Consider the following 17,936-nt stretch of genomic DNA (forward strand, 5'->3'; position numbering starts at 1 on the left):
TTCATCGTTGCCCCGGCGAAAACCGGGGCGACGATAGGAAACGTTCCTTCCGACTCAATGCGTGCCGAACAATGCGGAAGGATCGATCGCATTGGCCATCGCCTTGTTACCGGCGTCGCCAGGATGCAAATGATCCCCCGAATCGTACGCAGGCAGTAGCCGCTGCGGATGGGCCGGATCGCGCAAGGCGGCATCGAAGTCCGCCACCGCATCGAATTCGCCGCTCTCGCGTATCCAGCGATTGATGGCCTGACGCACGCGTTCCTTGTCCGCGCTGTAGTAGTGCTTCATCGGACTATCGATCAACGCGCCCTCGAACGGCGTCAATGTCGCACCGACGATGCGCACGCCATGCAAGTGGGCCTGAGCAATCAGCTGACGATAGCCGGCGATCATCTGCTCCGGCGAAGGCGTAGCGTCGTGCGGGCCCAGCGGCGTATCGAGCCAGCTGATGTCGTTGATGCCGATCATCACGATCGCCGTTCTCACACCGGGCTGATCGAGTACATCGCGTCCGAATCGAGCCAGCGCGTTATCGCCCATCCTGTTACGCAACAGGCGTGCGCCGGATATGCCTGCATTCACCACTGCGGCATCGTGCTGACGCAAACGCTGCGCCAGGAAGTCCGGCCAACGCGTATTGCGATCCATCGATGCACCGGCACCGTCGGTGATTGAATCGCCCAGAGTGGCGACGGCGCTCGCATGTGCATCGGCGTCGACCAGTACCGCGCTCAGGAACACGCGCGTCGTCATCGTGGCGTCCGTCTTGAAGGCGGCATCGGCCGTTTGATTACCGGCACCTACATACGCCGTTTGGCGAGCGTCCCAATGAAATGTCGCTGGCGGCGTCGGCTCTGGCAAATACAGACTCACGGCCAGATCGCTCGATGCATCGACCTTCCAGGCCACGGGATCGCTCACCACGAAGGCCCCAGGCGGAATGGAAACTGCAGACTGGCCAGCGAAGGTCAACGCGTGATCGCTGGTCGCCACAACGGCTCCCTCGTGTCCGGCCAATGCCATATGCGCGGCACCGATGACCAGCGGCGCATCGCCATAGGCATTGGACAGCACGATGCGCGTTTGCTTGCCACCCAGACTGACACGTACGACCTGACGCACGGTCTGATCCCACAGATGAAATGGCAGGTTCAACGGCAAAGCGAAATCACCATCCCAACGGGCCTCGGGGCTTGCAGTCCAGGTAGCGACCCAATGGGCATCATCGCGCGGGGCTGCGTACACACCGAAAGCCAGCAACCAACTGACAGCCACGGCTGCCACAAAACGGCGCATGCTCATGGCACTCATGAGCTGCGCGCCGCAAGACTGGCAGGCGCACACGTCGCGGCAATATCTCGCCGCGAGTGATCCAGCCATACGCTCCACAGCGCAACGGCAATGCCAGCCAGGGTCACCAACGCAGCCACCCACGTGACCGAGCCGATGCCCGGACCATGCTCGATCGTCATGCCGCCCAACCATGCGCCCAGCGCATTGCCGAGATTGAATGCGGCGATATTGAAACTCGACGCCAGGTTCTGACCCGCACCTTCGGCCTTCTGCAAGACTCGCAATTGCAATGGCGACACCGTGGCGAACGCGGCGACACCGAGCAGGCCGGTAAACGCAATCGCGGCGATCTTGTTGTGCATCGCGAACGTCATGGCGAACAGCACGATCGCCAGCGCAATCAAGGACCCCAATACGGCCGGCACCAACCGCTTGTCGGCAAAACGCCCGCCAAGCAGGTTACCGGCAATCAGACCGACACCGAAGACAAGCAGGATCGGTGACACGGCGCTATCGCTGAAACCGGTCAGACGCGTCAACATCGGCTGGATATAGGTGAATACGGTGAACACTCCGGCAAAACCGAGCACCGTCATCAACAGGCCAAGCAGAACCTGCGGGCGCGCAACGGCTTTCAATTCGTCGGCAAATGCAATGCGTTCGCGCACGCCATGCTCGGACGGCACGAGCGCGGCAATGATGACCGTGGCGAGCACACCAATCACCGCCACCGCCCAGAACGTCGCACGCCAGCCCAGGTGCAAACCTAGCCACGCACCCGCCGGCACGCCAAGCAGGGTAGCGACGGTCAGACCGGTAAACATAATCGAGATCGCCGATGCCTTGCGGTCCGCCGGCACCATGCCAGTGGCGACGACCGAGCCGATGCCAAAGAACGTTCCATGCGCCAACGAAGTAAGCACACGTGCGGCCATCAGGAAGCCGTAGCTAGGCGCCATCGCACAGGCGATGTTTCCGAGCGTGAAGATAATCATCAAGGCGACCAAGGCGGCCTTACGCGGCATCCGGCTGGTGGCCACCGTCAACAATGGCGCACCGACAAAGACGCCCAGCGCATAGCCGGAAATCAGCAAGCCGGCAGCGGCAATGGTGACGTGCAGATCCGCCGCGACCTGCAGCAGCAGGCCCATGATGACGAATTCGGTCGTACCGATGCCAAACGCTCCGGCGGTAAGTGAGTACAGGCCCCACGGTGTCCTGGGGCGGGAGGGTGCAGCCAGCGTCATGGCTCGAGGTCCAAGAAAAGAGATGCGCCAGCGTAGGCAGAGGCATATTCTTCAACAACCATCGATTGACTTAATCAATTTCAATTTTCTGTTGATAATCATGCAGCGCCCGGACGATATCTTCTTGTTTATCAAAGCACTGGACCTGGGATCGATCAGCGCTGCCGCGCGCAGCCTGGATATCTCGGTGGCCGTGGCCAGTCAGCGCCTGAAGCGGCTCGAACGGGAACTCGGCGTTCGCCTGCTGCACCGGACGACCCGCCAGCTGCATGCCACGCCGGAGGGTGCGCTGCTGGCCGAGCAAGGCCGCACGCTGATCGACGATCTGGATGCGCTTACTTCCGGCCTGCGTAGTGCCAGCCTGGGCGTCACCGGCACGCTTCGCGTCACCATGTCGGCCACGTTTGGACGTCTATATGTATCGCCGCTGCTGCCGCTTTTTCTGGAACGCCACCCGGAAGTGAAGCTCAGCGTGCATCTCACTGACCAACTGGTCGACTTGGTGAGCGCGGGCCTGGACCTGGCCATCCGCATCGGCCGCCTGAGCGATTCAAGCCTGGTTGCGCGGCGTATCGCCTCCAACCAACGCGCACTGTGCGCTTCGCCAGACTATCTGCGCAAGCACGGTACGCCGCGTAAACCCGATGATCTGATCCACCACGACTGCCTGGTGCAAGTGGGCAGCAACGGCCGGCACGATGTCTGGGAAATGAGCGACCGCGACGGCGAAACCTATCGCGTGCGCGTCGATGGACGCATCGAGAGCAATTTCGGCGACCAGCTACGCGATGCCGCACTGGCCGGCATCGGTATCGCCCAACATTCCATCTGGCATATTCACGACGACCTGCGCAGCGGCAGGCTGCAAGTGGTGCTCCCTGATTACGCCCTGCCCGATTCGGGCATCCACGCCGTCACGCCGCAACGGCGATTGGTGCCGCATCGTGTCCACGCGTTCGTGGATTTTTTGAGCGAGCAACTAGCCGAGAATGCTGTTTGGAAAGCTGACTAGAAAACGACTTCACTGGAGACACTCTTGATCCTCGTACATCACCTCAACGACTCCCGTTCGCAGCGCATCCTGTGGCTGCTGGAAGAGCTGGGCCTACCCTACGAAGTCAAACGCTACGAGCGCGACCGCAAGACGATGCTGGCGCCACCGGAGCTCAGGCGCATCCATCCGTTGGGCAAGTTGCCGGTCATCGTCGATGGCGAGCTGGTATTGGCTGAGTCCGGCGCCATCATCGAGTACCTCGCCGGTCGCTACGGCGGCGGCCGCCTGCTGCCCGCCGCCGGCACGCCCGAGCGACTGCGCTGTACCTACTGGCTGCATTACGCCGAAGGCTCGGCCATGCCGCCCCTGTTGCTGAAACTGGTGTTTCAACGGGTGGCGACTACGCCCGCGCCGTTCTTCGTCAAACCCGTATTGCGCGGCGTCTCGGCCAAGGCGCTCCATGGCTTCGTCGATCCCCAGATCAAGCTGCACCTGGACTACCTCGAAGGCGAGTTGGCCAAAGCCACCTGGTTTGCGGGCGATGCATTCAGCGCCGCCGATATCCAGCTCAGCTTCCCATTGGAAGCGGCGGCCAGCCGTGCCGGCCTGGATGCGGTGAGCTATCCGAGGTTGTGGCAGTTTCTCGAGCGCATCCACGCCCGACCCGCCTATCAGCGTGCCCTGGAGCGTGGTGGCCCGTTCATGACCGGCTAAAGTGCGGATGAGCTCGCATTTTGACGGCCCATCCACTTTGCCTTGAAGCTGGCGTCAACCTTTCGCGAACCTGACGCGTTCTTGTTCTGACCCGTGCAGTCGGGCTGAACATGTCGGTAAGAAAGGGGGATACGCAGCTCATGCGTCGAACGTTTGTGGTGGGTTGCCCGCGCTCAGGCACGACGGTCGTTCAGGCCATGCTTGCCCGCCACCCCGAAGTCTTCACCCTCCCGGAAACCGCGTTCTTCCTCCGCCTTCTCGGCGGCACGGCCTATCGCTGGGGCGACCGGGATGCCAAAGCGCCACGCGAACGCCTCGCCCGTCGACTCGGACTGGCGCGACGCTATGGCCGGCGGGAGTTTCTGGATCTGCAACGCAGTTTGCTGGGCACGCTGCCACCGCACAGTCACGCGCCCTGGCGAGAAGACACCTGCGCAACGCGTTTCTTCGCGATGCTCGACCAGCTTACCCAGCGAGCCGGGCGCTCCATGTGGATCGAAAAGACGCCTGCGCATCTGCTGTACCTGGACGATATCGAGCGTTACCTGCCCGACGCACGCTTCGTCCACGTGATCCGCCCGGGCATCGACGTCATGGCCTCGCTGCTCGATGCCAATATGCGCTACGACGCCAGCAACGCCTTCGGTGGCGACCTGGCACGCTGGGTAGGCCGCTGGAACCGTGCGGCCGAAATCCATCGCGCCCACATCGGCTCACCGCATCATCACTTCGTATTTCTGGAAGACCTTACGCGCGATCCGGAGGGCGAATGGCAGCGCCTGTGCCAATTCCTCGAGCTTCCGGCCGACGCCAAGCTGGATGACGCCTGTCGGCAAACCATCAGCTACCCCGAGCTCGAGCCCTGGAAACAGGCCGCGCTCACCGGGCAACCGCATCAGACGGCCAGCAAGGTCAACGAGGTCTTCGGGCCACGCCTGCGTGATTGGCTGCGGCACAAACTGGTCTCGTACGAAGCCCTGTATGCCGCCAGCAGCCTGGCGTTCGAGCGAAGCGAAACCTATGGCCACGAACCGGCGGGAAAGGCCGGCGCCGGCGAGAACCTCCAAGAGCGCCAAATCGATCGGCAGCCGCGCTCGGCGCGCATCTAGACACGCCGGTTTCTGAACGGGCGAGCGGGCTATTTACACACCACTCACGGTCGGACTGGCAGTTTCTGGGATCGACACCCAAGGAGACCGCCATGAGCAGACAACGCGATATTCAGGACAGCATCAACGGCGTCGGCGAACGCGTCAGTGAACGTGTGCGTCACTATGCCGACGAAGCCGCCGAGCGCGCTGGCAGTCTCGCCGAGCGTGGCCGCGAAGCAGGCCGCAGGTTCAGCAGCAAGCACGTCGGTTACAGCCGACGCGTTGCCCACGCCGCAGAAGATCTGGCCGACGAAGCCAACTATCAATATCGACGCCTGCGCCGCCAGGTGAAACGTCATCCGACAGCCACCGTGGCGATCGTTGCCGGAACCGTTGGGGCTTTCTTCCTGCTGCGGCACCTGTTTCGCAGCGACGACGATTGATCGCCTAGCCATCCGCAAAAAAGAAACCCGCCTGACGGCGGGTTTCTTTTTTAACTTCAAACCGTCTGCGGATTGGGCTTGTCCGGATCGAGCTTGTAGGTCTTGATTGCGCGTGCGACATCCTTCGCGTTGACCTTGCCATCCTTCGCCAGTGCCGCCAGCGCGGCGTGCGCAATCCAGAAGCGATCGACCTCAAAGAAGCCGCGCAGGTGTTCGCGCGTATCCGAGCGGCCGTAGCCGTCGGTACCGAGCACCGTGTAGCGCATGCCGTCGGGCATGAACGCGCGGATCTGGTCGGCGAACTCACGCACGTAGTCGGTAGCGGCAATGGCCGGACCCTGCTGGCCCTGCAGCAACCCGGTGACATACGGCACGCGCTGTTCGGATTCCGGATGCAGGCGGTTCCAGCGCTCGGCGTCGAAACCTTCGCGACGCACTTCGCTGAAGCTCGGTACCGACCAGATGTCGGCGCTGACGCCGAAATCCTTTTCCAACAGTTCGGCGGCGGCAATCACTTCGCGCAGGATCGTGCCCGAACCGAGCAACTGCACGCGCGGCTCGCCCTTCTTCGGCTTACCGGCATCCCTGAACAGGTACATGCCCTTGATGATGCCTTCCTCGACGCCTTGCGGCAGGTCGGGATGGCTGTAGTTCTCGTTCATCACGGTGATGTAGTAGTAGACGTCTTCCTGCTCCTGGAGCATGCGGCGCGTACCGTCTTGCATGATCACAGCGATCTCGTAGGAGAAGGTCGGGTCGTACGACTTCACGTTCGGGATCGAGCCGGACAGCAGATGCGAGTGACCGTCTTCGTGCTGCAGGCCTTCACCGTTCAATGTGGTGCGACCGGCGGTACCGCCGATCAGGAAGCCACGCGCACGCATGTCGCCGGCCGCCCAGGCCAGATCGCCGATGCGCTGGAAACCGAACATCGAGTAATAGATGAAGAACGGCAGCATCGGCTGATTGCTGAGGCTGTAGCTGGTGGCCGCGGCCATCCACGAGGCCATGCCGCCGGCTTCGGAAATACCCTGCTGCAGCACCTGGCCCTTCTGGTCTTCGCGGTAGTACAACAGCTGGTCGGCGTCCTGCGGACGGTATTTCTGACCGAACGGCGCATAGATGCCGATCTGGCGGAACATGCCTTCCATACCGAACGTGCGCGCTTCGTCGGCCACGATCGGCACGATGCGCTCGCCGATCTGCTTGTCGCGCAGCATCAGGTTCATGCCGCGCACCAGCGCCATGGTGGTGGAGATTTCGCGCTCGCCGGTACCCTTGGTGATCTGCTCGAAAGCGGCCAGTTCCGGCGCCTTGAGGCTCACGTCGGTCTTGCGGCGACGCTGCGGCAGCGCACCGCCGAGCGCGCGACGGCGCTCGAGCATGTACTGCACTTCCGGCGAATCCTTGCCGGGATGGAAATACGGCACATCGGCCAGCTTGTCGTCCGTTACCGGGATATTGAAGCGGTCGCGGAAGTGCCGCACGGCGTCGGCATCGAGCTTCTTCTGCTGATGCGTCGGATTCTGCGATTCGCCGGCCGCGCCCATGCCGTAGCCCTTGACCGTCTTGGCCAGGATCACCGTCGGCATGCCCTTGGTGTTCACTGCCGCGTGATAGGCCGCGTAGACCTTGTGCGGATCATGGCCACCGCGGTTCAAGCGCCAGATATCGTCGTCGGACAGGTTGGCGACCAGCGCAGCGGTTTCCGGATACTTGTTGAAGAAATGCTCGCGCGTGTAGGCGCCACCGAAGGCCTTGCAGGCCTGGTATTCGCCATCGACGGTTTCCATCATCAGCTTGCGCAGCACGCCCTTGGAGTCGCGCGCCAGGAGCGGATCCCAGTAGCTGCCCCAGACCAGCTTGATCGCGTTCCAGCCGGCACCGCGGAACACGCCTTCGAGTTCCTGGATGATCTTGCCGTTGCCGCGTACCGGGCCGTCCAGACGCTGCAGGTTGCAGTTGATCACGAAGACCAGGTTGTCCAGGCCTTCGCGGCCGGCCAGCGAGATCGCGCCAAGCGACTCGGGCTCGTCGGTTTCGCCGTCGCCCAGGAAGCACCACACCTTGCGATCGCTCTTGGGCACCAGGCCGCGATGCTCGAGGTATTTCCAGAACTGCGCCTGGTAGATCGCCTGGATCGGACCCAGGCCCATCGACACCGTCGGCACCTGCCAGTAATCAGGCATCAGCCAGGGATGCGGATAGGACGACAACCCACGACCCTTGCCGGCCACTTCCATGCGGAACAGGTCGAGCTGCTCTTCGCCCAGACGGCCTTCGAGGAAGGAACGCGCATACACGCCCGGGCTGGAATGGCCCTGATGAAACACCAGGTCACCCGGGTGCTCGGCGCTCGGTGCGCGCCAGAAATGGTTGAAGCCGACGTCGTACAGCGTCGCCGACGAGGCGAAACTGGCGATATGGCCGCCCAGTTCGCCCGGCTTGCGGTTGGCGCGAACCACCATCGCCATCGCGTTCCAGCGGATCAGCGTACGGATGCGCCATTCCAGCGCGGCATCACCAGGGCTCTTGGCTTCCTGGTTGGGCGAGATGGTGTTGATGTACTCGGTGGTCGGATCGAACGGCAGGTAGCCGCCCGCGCGGCGGGTCGAATCGACCATCCGCTCCAAGAGGTAATGCGCGCGTTCGGTGCCATCGTGGCTGATCACCGCATTGAGCGATTCCACCCATTCCTGGGTTTCGGTGGGATCGAGGTCCTGGTGCAGGATGTCGTCGAGCTGATCCATGGGGAGCGTATCTCCGCGGCGCCGAGGGGCTTGGCCGCTGTAGGTGAATCGCCTCCGCAAAGGGAAGCGGGGAACCCTCCGAGTTTAGCTCTGAAGCGGCTTTCCGCCAATTGAAAAACACGACAATACGGCGGCGAATGGCTGATATGCATGGCTTGACCGGCCGCCGCCGGCCCACCTGCCAGCGGTTATCCTTGCCGGTCGGAGCAAACATCAGGGGAAGATCGTTTATGCGTTACGGACTATGGACCGCTGCTTTCGCCGCCTGCCTCCTCGCCGCCAGCACAAGCGCGGCCGATCTGCGGGTGACGCCGGTCAAGGGCAGCGACAAGGACGATGTCGCCGGCTACTACGACAACGGCAGCAAATTGCTCAAGGCGCTGGAATATCGAGACGCCGACGGCTCCTACCGCATCCTGGCCTTTGGCGGCAACGATCAAGGCCCGACGGTGGACGACAAAAGCTACGTCTCGCTGCATGCCTACGGCTTGCTGCAGGACCACGGCGGCTATATCACCCGATGGGAGATCAAGGACACCAATGGCACCGCCCTGTGCGGCGTGCAGATGCTGACATCGCTGGTGAATGTAATCGACGCCGGCAATGGCGAGCCGCTGGTCGTCGTGCCGTACTGGATTGCCTGCGACGGGCTCGACGGCACATCGGTCAAACTGATCATGGTCTACAAGGACCAGAAATACGCCATTCGCGGCAATCTGCCGAACCAGGACTCAGACACCCTTTGGCACAAGCCGGGCACCAACTTCGCGCAGTTGCCGCCGGCCGTGCAAAAGACCGCTGAAGCGTATTGGCAGAAAGTGGAGGCCGCCGCGAAGAAGGCTGCGGATTGGAGCGATCCGAGCCAGTAACCAAGCGACGGCGACGTAACCTGCTCAGCCCTTCGACTGCGCCGCGCGAATCTGCGCATCCACCGCCGCGATCGCCGTCATGTTCACCACGCGACGCGGCGTCGAGGCCGGCGTCAAAATGTGCGCGGCCTTGTCCACGCCCATCAGGATCGGACCGATCGCCACACCGTCAGTCATCACCCGAACCATGTTGTAGGTGATATTGGCGGCGTCGAGGTTGGGCATGACGAACAAATTGGCGCGGCCCGTCAGCGTGCTGTTCGGGAAAATCAGATGACGCACGTTCTGATCCCAGGCGCTATCGGCCTGCATTTCGCCGTCCACTTCCAGTTTGGGCATGCGCTGGCGAAGGATCTGGTAGACCTTGCGCATCTTCTGCGCGCTCGGATTGTCGTGACTGCCGAAATTCGAATGCGACAGCAACGCCACCTTCGGTTCGATGCCGAACAGCTTGAGGCGATAGGTCGCCTGCAAGGTAGCCTCGGCGATCTGTTCGGCGGTCGGATCGAGCTGTACGTGCGTATCGAGGAAGAACCACGCGCCCTTGTCGTTGATCACGCCGGTCATCGCCGAGGTGCAGCTGACGCCCGGATCCAGGCCGAACACGCTGCGCATGTAACCGAGTTTCTTGTGATAACGCCCGACCAGGCCGCAGATCATCGCATCGGCTTCGCCACGCTCGACCATGATCGAAGCAATCAACGAGGGACGCGAGCGCAGCAGGTTCTTCGCCGCTGCCGGCGATACGCCACGACGCTCGGTGAGCGCGTGATACTGCTGCCAGTAGTCATTGAAGCGCGGATCGTCGTTGATATTGGTCAACTCGAAATCCACGCCTTCGCGCATGCGCAGGCCCAGCCGCTGGATGCGCGTGTCGATCACGTCCGGGCGGCCGATCAGAATCGGGAAGGCCAGCTTCTCGTCGATCACCGTCTGCACGGCGCGCAATACCGTCTCTTCCTCGCCTTCGGAATAGACCACGCGCTTGCGATCGGCGCGCGCTCGCTCGTACACCGGCTTCATGATCAGGCCAGTGCGATAGATGAATTGATCGAGCTTTTCGACATAGGCGTCCATGTCGACGATCGGACGCGATGCCACGCCCGAGTCCATCGCCGCACGCGCGATCGCCGGCGCCAGCATCACCAGCAGACGCGGGTCGAACGGGCGCGGAATCAGGTACTCCGGACCGAACGTCGGCACGTCGCCGCCATAGGCGCCGGCCAGATCGCCCGCTTCCATCCGCGCCAGCTCGGCGATGGCGCGCACGCAGGCGAGCTTCATCGCTTCATTGATGACCGTGGCGCCGACATCGAGCGCGCCGCGGAACAGGTACGGGAAGCACAAGGCGTTGTTGACCTGGTTCGGGTAATCCGAACGGCCTGTGGCGATAATGCAATCCGGGCGCACCTGCTTGGCGTCCTCGGGCAGGATTTCCGGCGACGGATTGGCCAGCGCCATGATGATCGGGCGCGGCGCCATGGTGGCAACCATCTCCGGCTTGAGGATGCCGCCGGCGGAAAGACCAAGGAAAATATCCACGCCGTCGACGATCTCGGCCAGCGAGCGCTTGGCCGTATCGCGCGCATAGCGCTGCTTGTCCGGATCCATGTTGTCACGGCCGGTGTAGAGCACACCGTCGCGATCGAAGCCAAGAATGTTTTCGGGCTTCAGGCCCAGCGCCACCAGCATGTCCAGGCAGGCGATGCCGGCCGCACCGACGCCGGTGGTCGCCAGCTTCACGTCGCCGATCTTCTTGCCGACCACTTCCAGCGCATTGATGATCGCTGCGCCAACGATGATCGCCGTGCCGTGCTGGTCATCGTGGAAGACTGGAATCTTCATCCTTTCACGGAGCTTGCGCTCGACGATGAAGCACTCCGGCGCCTTGATGTCTTCCAGGTTGATGCCGCCGAAGGTCGGCTCCAGGCTGGCGATGATATCGACCAGCTTGTCCGGATCGTTTTCGTCGATCTCGATATCGAACACGTCGATACCGGCAAATTTCTGGAACAGCACACCCTTGCCTTCCATCACCGGCTTGCCGGCCAGCGGCCCGATATTGCCCAGGCCGAGCACCGCCGTGCCGTTGGTGATCACCGCCACCAGATTGCCGCGCGCGGTCAGCTCGCTGGCTTGCTGTGGATCTTCGACGATCGCCTCGCAGGCGTACGCCACACCCGGCGAGTACGCCAGCGACAGATCGCGCTGCGTGACCATCGGCTTGGTGGCGGTAACTTTGATTTTGCCCGGACGCGGAAGGCGGTGATATTCGAGTGCTGCCTGCCTGAGATCGTCTGAGATGGCCATCGGTGTCCTGCTCGAAAAGGATAAGAAGGGAAGTGGGCGGGGCTCAGCGAATGCCGGCCCGACAAGCCTTGGATGTTAACACCGTCGCCCCTTCGCGCCTTCGACATGACGCTGAATACGAGACATTCGAATCACTCGATATGTTTTCCGCACTGCAACAACACAACTCGCCCACACGTCTACATCTGACCTCAAATGGATGCAGCGGCTCAATAGTCGGAAGGTGTGGGTTGCGCGCGGATGTCTTATAGCCCCAGCGAGATTTCCTCGGCCTGCACCTTGCCCATATGGATGCGGTTGACGAACAGCGAGAACGCCAGTTTGCCGGCCAAACCGTGCACGTGCTGCATCCACGGCGGCAGCCAGCGCGGCGGCAGGATCGCGCCGGACGCGAAGTGCGGCTCCAGGGTCATGACATCGTGCAAGGCCAGCTTGCCGGCAAACAGGTGCCGCAGCATGTCCATGCGACGCTGCTTCAACGCCCAGCGGAAGAAGGTATGCACGGCCAGCAAACCAGACAGGTACACATTGTCCTTAGCGAAAGCAGCGCCCCCGGTCAACGGCACGCCACGAAATACGCGTTGTGCCGAATGGAAACTGTCGGCGGGCGACTGATCGAAAGCCTTGAAGTATTTGTACACCTCGACGAAGTCCGCGCCATTGAGGGCCATGTCGATCGCGATGATGCGCAGGCTGATGCGCTTGAGTCGCGCAATATCGATCGCGCCGGACATCAGCTCGGCAAATACGGCCAGGCCCTCCTGCGTTGCGGTGACACGCGGCGAGGTACGTGCCAGCGATGCCAGCAGCGGTTGCGCACGACCGTTGAGCGCAGTCAGCGAATGCACGAAGGCTTCGTGCGCCAACAATTGATGGCGGTCATATTCGCTGAAGCGCGTGCCTCCGCGCAGGCGCACGCGCGTGGCGCCCGCCGCGGCCTTCGCGGTGAGTTCGTTGTCGACTTCGACGCTGATGATGCCCGGGCCGAAAAAAGCGTCCAGCGTTCGTGAGAGGTCGGCGCTGAGGACTTCGGCCGAAATGTTCGCACTGATGTCGTCGTCTTCGAGATCGGCACCCAGCTCGTCGGCAAGCTCGACGAAATAATTGGCTGCGTCCAGGTTGCTGCGACTGCTGCCGGGAATCGAGTCGCCCGGTCGGCCGTACAAGGCGATGGACGGCTCGGTAACGCCCGCGGTACCGACCGCTTCGAGCATTTCCGCAGCAATACGCCAGGATTCGGCGGTGCGCTTGAGGTAATCGCCCAGCGGGTCGCCGTCATCGGCTTCGCGTTCGATCGCCTCCAGTTCGGCACGAGCCTCGGTCAGGTCCGGCCGCTGGTAGCTGACATCTGGAAGGGCGTAGTTGCCTTTGGTATAGGCGTCGATCATGCGGTCTTCGAGCGAGGCCGGCCAGGCCACGGTCGGCAGAATGCGAATACCCCGTACTGCCGCCAGCAGTCGCTGATCGAGGTCGGCATAACGCTGCAGTTCGGGAGCGACCTGATGATTTGCGTTCATCGGCTGCCCCGGCGCAATGCCTCGATGCGATCGATCAACTCTTCGGCGAGAGGGTCGAGTCGGGTCATGCCCAGGAAACGTAACGACCTGCGGCGGCCAGCGGGGATAAAGTCGATGTCGCGCCCCAGGCGTGTGCTGTTGCGCAATCGCAGGCTGATCCGGCGCGGATTGATCGAACTGAATGAGTTGACGTTAATCACATCCGCCAACGATATCCGCAGATGCTCATCGCCTTTCTTGACGATCAGGTTATCGCCATCGAGTGTGACTTCGTCGACCAAGCCGCCGAGCAGCTGGCGAAACAGAAAGAACCCGAAGGCAAACATGAAGATCGGTATGACCACGATCATCGGATCGAGCGAGCCCTGCCCCGTGTGCTCGCTAAAGAGCCCTGTGAAGACACCAAGGCCGACAAAGCCCAGCCAAACCACGGGAAACACCCACTTGTAGAAAAACGTCATGGATGAAGACAACCGACGCATCGAAGCCGCCTATCTGTTGATACACCGCCGATACTAGAACCAAATGCCTGCTTAATTGTAGGAGCGACTTCAGTCGCGACCGTGCGGCGCGAGGTGCTCCCGGTCGCGACTGAAGCCGCTCCTACAAGCTAGCCGGGTTTTAGGGGGGCTCTCAATCGCGGTCGCGCGACCCACGTGGGCTATGCGGCCGCGCGGGCGGTCGCCCGCCGCGCTGGCGCCGCAGCCTTGCTTCGAGCGTGGCCGCCTGCTCTTCGCGCTCATCGCGCAGCTTCAAATAATTGCGCCAACGCTCGTGCGACAGCTCACCGCTGTCCAGCGCTGCCTGCACCGCGCAGCCAGGTTCACTGCCATGGCCGCAGTCGGCGAAGCGACAGGTCTCCGCGAGTTCTTCGATATCTGCGAAAAGATCGAGATTTTCATCGCCGGTGAGCTTGAGCTCGCGCATCCCGGGAGTGTCGATCAGGCAGCCACCACTGGGCAATTCCAGCAGTGCGCGATGCGTAGTGGTGTGGCGACCGCGGCTGTCGTGTTCGCGCACCGCATTGGTGGCCATGCGCTCGCTGCCCAGCAAGGTATTGGTCAACGTGGATTTGCCCGCACCTGACGAACCGACCAACACGGCGCTATCGCCCGGCTGCAGATACGGCATCAACACGGCCACACTGGCCGGGTCCTTGCCATTGATCGGGTGGACCGGCGTGCCGGCAGGCAGGCGCGAACGCAGGGCTTCGATCATCTCGGCGGCATCGTCGCGGGTATCGAGCTTGCTCAACAGCACGACCGGCTGCGCACCGGAGCCTTCGGTCAGCGACAGATACCGTTCGATACGTGCAGGATTGAAATCGCCATCGAGGCCGGTCAATACCAGGACGTAATCGATATTGGCGGCGATCGACTGACGCTCGTAGCGCTCGCCGGCAGCGGCACGCGACAACAGGGTGCGGCGCGGCAGCACGGTGACGATATGCGGCGGCTTGCCTTCTTCGATCTCGACAAAATCGCCCACGGCCGGGCGTTCGACCGGATCAAGATTGCGCTTGAGAAAATGCCCGGCCGGCTGCGCGCCGAACAGGTTCTCGCCATCGTGCAGTTCATAGCCCGCACGATGCTGCGCGACCACGCGGGCCAGCCGACGACCGTTGGTCGGCAAGGTGTCGCCCCGCCAGCCGATACGGCGCAGGCGCTCGATCGATTCGAAATCCGTCATGGGTGCTGATTATGCCTGGGCCATGGGGTCGAAGGGCGATTGGCACGTCAGCCATAGACCATGCAGTAAGGGGCGGTAAAGCCGTTTGTCGCGAGCCATCCCCCATTTGGTGCCTCGCACCAAACCACCCAACGCTGCTAGCATCCGGAGCGACATCAGCCTGACACATTAAGGACAACCAGCAGTGGCTTCGATCAAGCCCAGTGCGCACCTGGCGGACGTGCGCTATGAAATTCGCGGCGCATTGACCCGCCGCTCGCGCGAGCTCGAAGCCGCCGGGCTGCCGATCATCAAGCTCAATATCGGCAATCCAGGCCGTTACGGCTTCGAAACACCCGCCCATCTGCGCGACGCGATCGGCGCCCATCTGCGCGACAGCGAGGCCTATGGCCACGAGCAAGGCCAGGAGGAGGCGCGTGAGGCGATTGCCCGCCAGCAGCGTCAACGCGGCGCCCAGGGCGTGGAAATCGAGCGCATCTTTGTCGGCAACGGCGTCAGCGAACTGATCGACCTCAGCCTGCGCGCACTGCTTCAGCCCGGCGACGAAGTGCTGTTGCCGAGCCCGGACTACCCGCTGTGGAGCGCCGCCACCATCCTCAACGATGGCAAGCCGCGCTATTACCGCTGCCTGGCCGAAAACGGCCACCTGCCCGATCCGGCGGAAATCGAATCGCTGGTCACGCCGCGTACTCGCGCCCTGGTCCTGATCAATCCGAACAACCCGACCGGTGCGGTTTATCCGCGCCAATTGCTCGAGCAGATCGTCGCCGTCGCGGCACGACACAATCTGTTGCTGCTCAGCGACGAGATTTACGACGAGATTCTTTACGACGGCACGACCTTTCAACCTTTGGCCGAGGTCGCCGGCGACCTGCCCTGCGTCAGCTTCGGCGGCTTGTCCAAGGTGCATCGCGCCTGCGGCTATCGGGTGGGCTGGATGAGCCTTTCGGGCGACCCGTCCCGTAGCGTCGACTATCGCGATGCGCTGCAATTGCTGGCCGCCTTGCGCCTGTGCGCCAATGTCACCGCGCAATGGGCGGTGCGTCCGGCGCTGGAAAGCGCAGCCACCATTGGCGCGTTGACCACGGAAGGCGGGCGTCTCCATGAAGCGCGGCGCGCGGTGCTCGAAGGCGTGGCGTCGAGCCAGTTCCTGGACCTGGTATCGCCGGCAGGTGCGCTTTATGCGTTCCCGCGCATTCGCGCCGATCGGCTGGCCGATTTCGACGACAACGCCTTCGCTCTGCGTCTGCTGGAAGAAGAGTCGGTGCTGGTCGTGCCCGGCAGCAGTTTCAATGTGCCGCACAGCCGCCATCTGCGCCTGACCCTGCTGCCGCCGCCGGATCAGTTGCGCGAAGTGTTCGTCCGCATCGAGCGCGTCCTCACACGCATGGCGACCGAACAGACACCGCACACCGTCGCCGCCGCAGCTGTCGCCTGACGTCACGTGCGTTATCTCGCACTAGGCGACTCCTACACGATCGGCGAAGGTGTCGCCGAAGCAGAGCGTTGGCCGGTCCAACTGGTGACGCGTCTGCGCCGTGAAGGCATCGCCATCGACGAAGCACAGATCGTTGCCACCACCGGCTGGACGACCGACGAACTGAGCGCGGCAATGGACGCCACCGTCTTTACGCCACCGTACGACCTGGTCAGCCTGCTGATCGGCGTCAACAATCAGTATCGGGGGCGCAGTACCGACGAATATCGAGGCGAGTTCCAGCGCCTGCTGGACCGGGCTATCGAGCTGGCCGGCGAGCGCAGTGAACGAGTTTTCGTCCTGTCCATCCCCGATTGGGGCGCCACCGCTTTCGGCCAGCAATCCGGCCGCGACGTGGCGCAGATCGCCGATGAGCTGGATGCCTACAACGCCGCCGCGCGAGACCTGTGCGCTACCCGCAAGGTGGCCTGGGTGGATATCACCCCTTCGTCGCGTGCCTTCCCGGACCAGGTGGCGGATGACGGACTGCACCCGTCGGGCGAGCAATACAGCCTCTGGGCGGCCGAAGCGTGGCCCGCCATCCAAGCGGCGCTGTACGTCTAAAACACCCTGCACCGCAACATGTTTGCAACCCATCCGCCATCGTGCGGAGACCAAGCATGGGCAGACTGGCATCCCGGTTAACCACCGGAGTCACGCGTCATGGCGACCTACCACTGCCGCAGCGCTTTTATATCCGACGTCCATCTGGGTACACCCGACTGCAAGGCCGGCTACCTGCTCGACTTCCTGCGCCAACTGCGCTGCGAGAAGCTCTATCTCGTCGGCGACATCATCGACATGGAAGCCCTGGCGAAAAGGACCTGGTGGCACCCCGATCACGGCGCCGTCCTGGCCGAGGTGCTGGATATGGCCCGCCGAGGCGTCGAGGTGACCTATATCCCAGGCAACCACGATGCCCCGATGCGCGGCCTGGCCGGCCAATCCTTCGGCGGCGTCAGGATCGAACTGGATGCGATCCACGAAGGTGCCGACGGCCGGCGCTACCGGGTCAGCCACGGCGACGAATTCGACCCCGAACAGATCGGCCGCACCTGGCTGATCCACCTGGGCGAGGTGATGCACCGCTTCATCTGCTGGACGAATCGCCGCGTGCACAAGATGCGGCAACGCATGGAACTGCCTTATCTGCCACTGTCGATCATCATCAAGTCGCACATCGGCAAGGCGCTGTCCTATATCCGCTCGTACGAAGAACGCGTCGCCGCCGATGCACGTGAGCGCGGCTTCGATGGTCATATCTGCGGCCACATCCATTTCGGCCATGTGCGTGCGATGGACGGCGTGCTCTATCTCAACGACGGCGACTGGGTCGAACACTGCACCGCCCTGGTCGAGGACGACACCGGTGCGATGGAGCTGCTGCATTGGAGCGAGCAGCCCGCTGCGCTGGGGCGTGCGAGCCGTGAAGTCGTGCTGCCTTCGCCGGGGGCTGGCTTAGCGCTGGCGCCGTTGGCGAATATGAGGAAGGACCTGTCGGAGCTGCGCACCGCTGCGTAATGGTGTAGGGGGCGGGCG

Annotated in this window: 15 protein-coding genes; 8 read left to right on the plus strand and 7 right to left on the minus strand. The window is 62.8% G+C overall.

The features are described 5' to 3' along the window. Positions 1–54 precede the first annotated feature (54 nt). Together QMG46_RS01015 and QMG46_RS01020 are read right to left on the minus strand one after the other, a co-directional pair. Positions 55–1,305 carry an SGNH/GDSL hydrolase family protein gene (locus tag QMG46_RS01015; protein ID WP_281850566.1) on the minus strand — a complete coding sequence of 417 codons (1,251 nt, stop codon included), beginning with the start codon at positions 1,303–1,305 and terminating at the stop codon, positions 55–57. A gap of 5 nt (positions 1,306–1,310) precedes the next feature. Beyond that, on the minus strand, positions 1,311–2,543 hold the full coding sequence (locus QMG46_RS01020; protein WP_281850568.1) for an MFS transporter: 1,233 nt from the start codon (positions 2,541–2,543) through the stop codon (positions 1,311–1,313). A gap of 100 nt (positions 2,544–2,643) precedes the next feature. Here QMG46_RS01020 and QMG46_RS01025 point away from each other — a divergent pair, with 100 nt between their 5' ends. The 4 genes from QMG46_RS01025 (at position 2,644) to QMG46_RS01040 (ending at position 5,785) form a co-directional block, all read left to right on the plus strand. Then, the gene (locus tag QMG46_RS01025) at positions 2,644–3,555 is read left to right on the plus strand and encodes a LysR family transcriptional regulator (protein ID WP_281850569.1); all 912 of its coding nucleotides are present in this window, start codon (positions 2,644–2,646) and stop codon (positions 3,553–3,555) included. A 24-nt stretch (positions 3,556–3,579) separates the two neighbouring features. Next, entirely contained in the window at positions 3,580–4,251 is a 672-nt protein-coding gene (locus QMG46_RS01030) for a glutathione S-transferase family protein (RefSeq protein ID WP_281850570.1), read from the plus strand. A gap of 140 nt (positions 4,252–4,391) precedes the next feature. Beyond that, positions 4,392–5,360, plus strand: coding sequence for a sulfotransferase family protein (locus QMG46_RS01035; protein WP_281850571.1), 969 nt, complete (start codon positions 4,392–4,394; stop codon positions 5,358–5,360). A gap of 92 nt (positions 5,361–5,452) precedes the next feature. Next, complete coding sequence (locus QMG46_RS01040; protein ID WP_281850572.1) at positions 5,453–5,785, plus strand: hypothetical protein; 333 nt, start codon at positions 5,453–5,455, stop codon at positions 5,783–5,785. 56 nt (positions 5,786–5,841) lie between these two features. On the opposite strand, the gene aceE is transcribed toward QMG46_RS01040, so the two are convergent. Beyond that, entirely contained in the window at positions 5,842–8,535 is a 2,694-nt protein-coding gene (aceE, locus tag QMG46_RS01045; RefSeq protein ID WP_281850573.1) for a pyruvate dehydrogenase (acetyl-transferring), homodimeric type, read from the minus strand. A 230-nt stretch (positions 8,536–8,765) separates the two neighbouring features. Between aceE and QMG46_RS01050 the strand changes: the two genes are divergently transcribed. Further along, the gene (locus tag QMG46_RS01050) at positions 8,766–9,404 is read left to right on the plus strand and encodes a M949_RS01915 family surface polysaccharide biosynthesis protein (protein WP_281850574.1); all 639 of its coding nucleotides are present in this window, start codon (positions 8,766–8,768) and stop codon (positions 9,402–9,404) included. Between the two features lie 24 nt (positions 9,405–9,428). Here the strand turns inward: QMG46_RS01050 and QMG46_RS01055 are convergent, their stop codons facing one another. The 4 genes from QMG46_RS01055 to rsgA form a co-directional block, all read right to left on the minus strand. Further along, complete coding sequence (locus QMG46_RS01055; protein WP_281850575.1) at positions 9,429–11,714, minus strand: NADP-dependent malic enzyme; 2,286 nt, start codon at positions 11,712–11,714, stop codon at positions 9,429–9,431. Positions 11,715–11,959: 245 nt separating this feature from the next. Then, a complete protein-coding gene (locus QMG46_RS01060; RefSeq protein WP_281850576.1) occupies positions 11,960–13,231 on the minus strand; it encodes a peptidase MATCAP family protein in 1,272 nt (423 codons plus the stop codon). Then, positions 13,228–13,692: a hypothetical protein gene (locus QMG46_RS01065; RefSeq protein ID WP_281850577.1), complete on the minus strand. Its 465-nt coding sequence runs from the start codon at positions 13,690–13,692 to the stop codon at positions 13,228–13,230. The genes QMG46_RS01060 and QMG46_RS01065 overlap by 4 nt, the downstream gene beginning before the upstream one ends. A gap of 172 nt (positions 13,693–13,864) precedes the next feature. Continuing rightward, positions 13,865–14,920: a ribosome small subunit-dependent GTPase A gene (gene rsgA, locus QMG46_RS01070; RefSeq protein ID WP_281850578.1), complete on the minus strand. Its 1,056-nt coding sequence runs from the start codon at positions 14,918–14,920 to the stop codon at positions 13,865–13,867. A 184-nt stretch (positions 14,921–15,104) separates the two neighbouring features. Between rsgA and QMG46_RS01075 the strand changes: the two genes are divergently transcribed. The 3 genes from QMG46_RS01075 (at position 15,105) to QMG46_RS01085 (ending at position 17,918) form a co-directional block, all read left to right on the plus strand. After that, positions 15,105–16,358 carry an aminotransferase class I/II-fold pyridoxal phosphate-dependent enzyme gene (locus QMG46_RS01075; protein ID WP_281850579.1) on the plus strand — a complete coding sequence of 418 codons (1,254 nt, stop codon included), beginning with the start codon at positions 15,105–15,107 and terminating at the stop codon, positions 16,356–16,358. A 6-nt stretch (positions 16,359–16,364) separates the two neighbouring features. Then, positions 16,365–16,961 carry an SGNH/GDSL hydrolase family protein gene (locus QMG46_RS01080; RefSeq protein ID WP_281850581.1) on the plus strand — a complete coding sequence of 199 codons (597 nt, stop codon included), beginning with the start codon at positions 16,365–16,367 and terminating at the stop codon, positions 16,959–16,961. A gap of 99 nt (positions 16,962–17,060) precedes the next feature. Further along, entirely contained in the window at positions 17,061–17,918 is an 858-nt protein-coding gene (locus QMG46_RS01085) for a UDP-2,3-diacylglucosamine diphosphatase (RefSeq protein ID WP_281850582.1), read from the plus strand. Positions 17,919–17,936: the final 18 nt, after the last annotated feature.

This window comes from Dyella sp. GSA-30 (assembly GCF_027924605.1).
Lineage (GTDB): Bacteria > Pseudomonadota > Gammaproteobacteria > Xanthomonadales > Rhodanobacteraceae > GSA-30.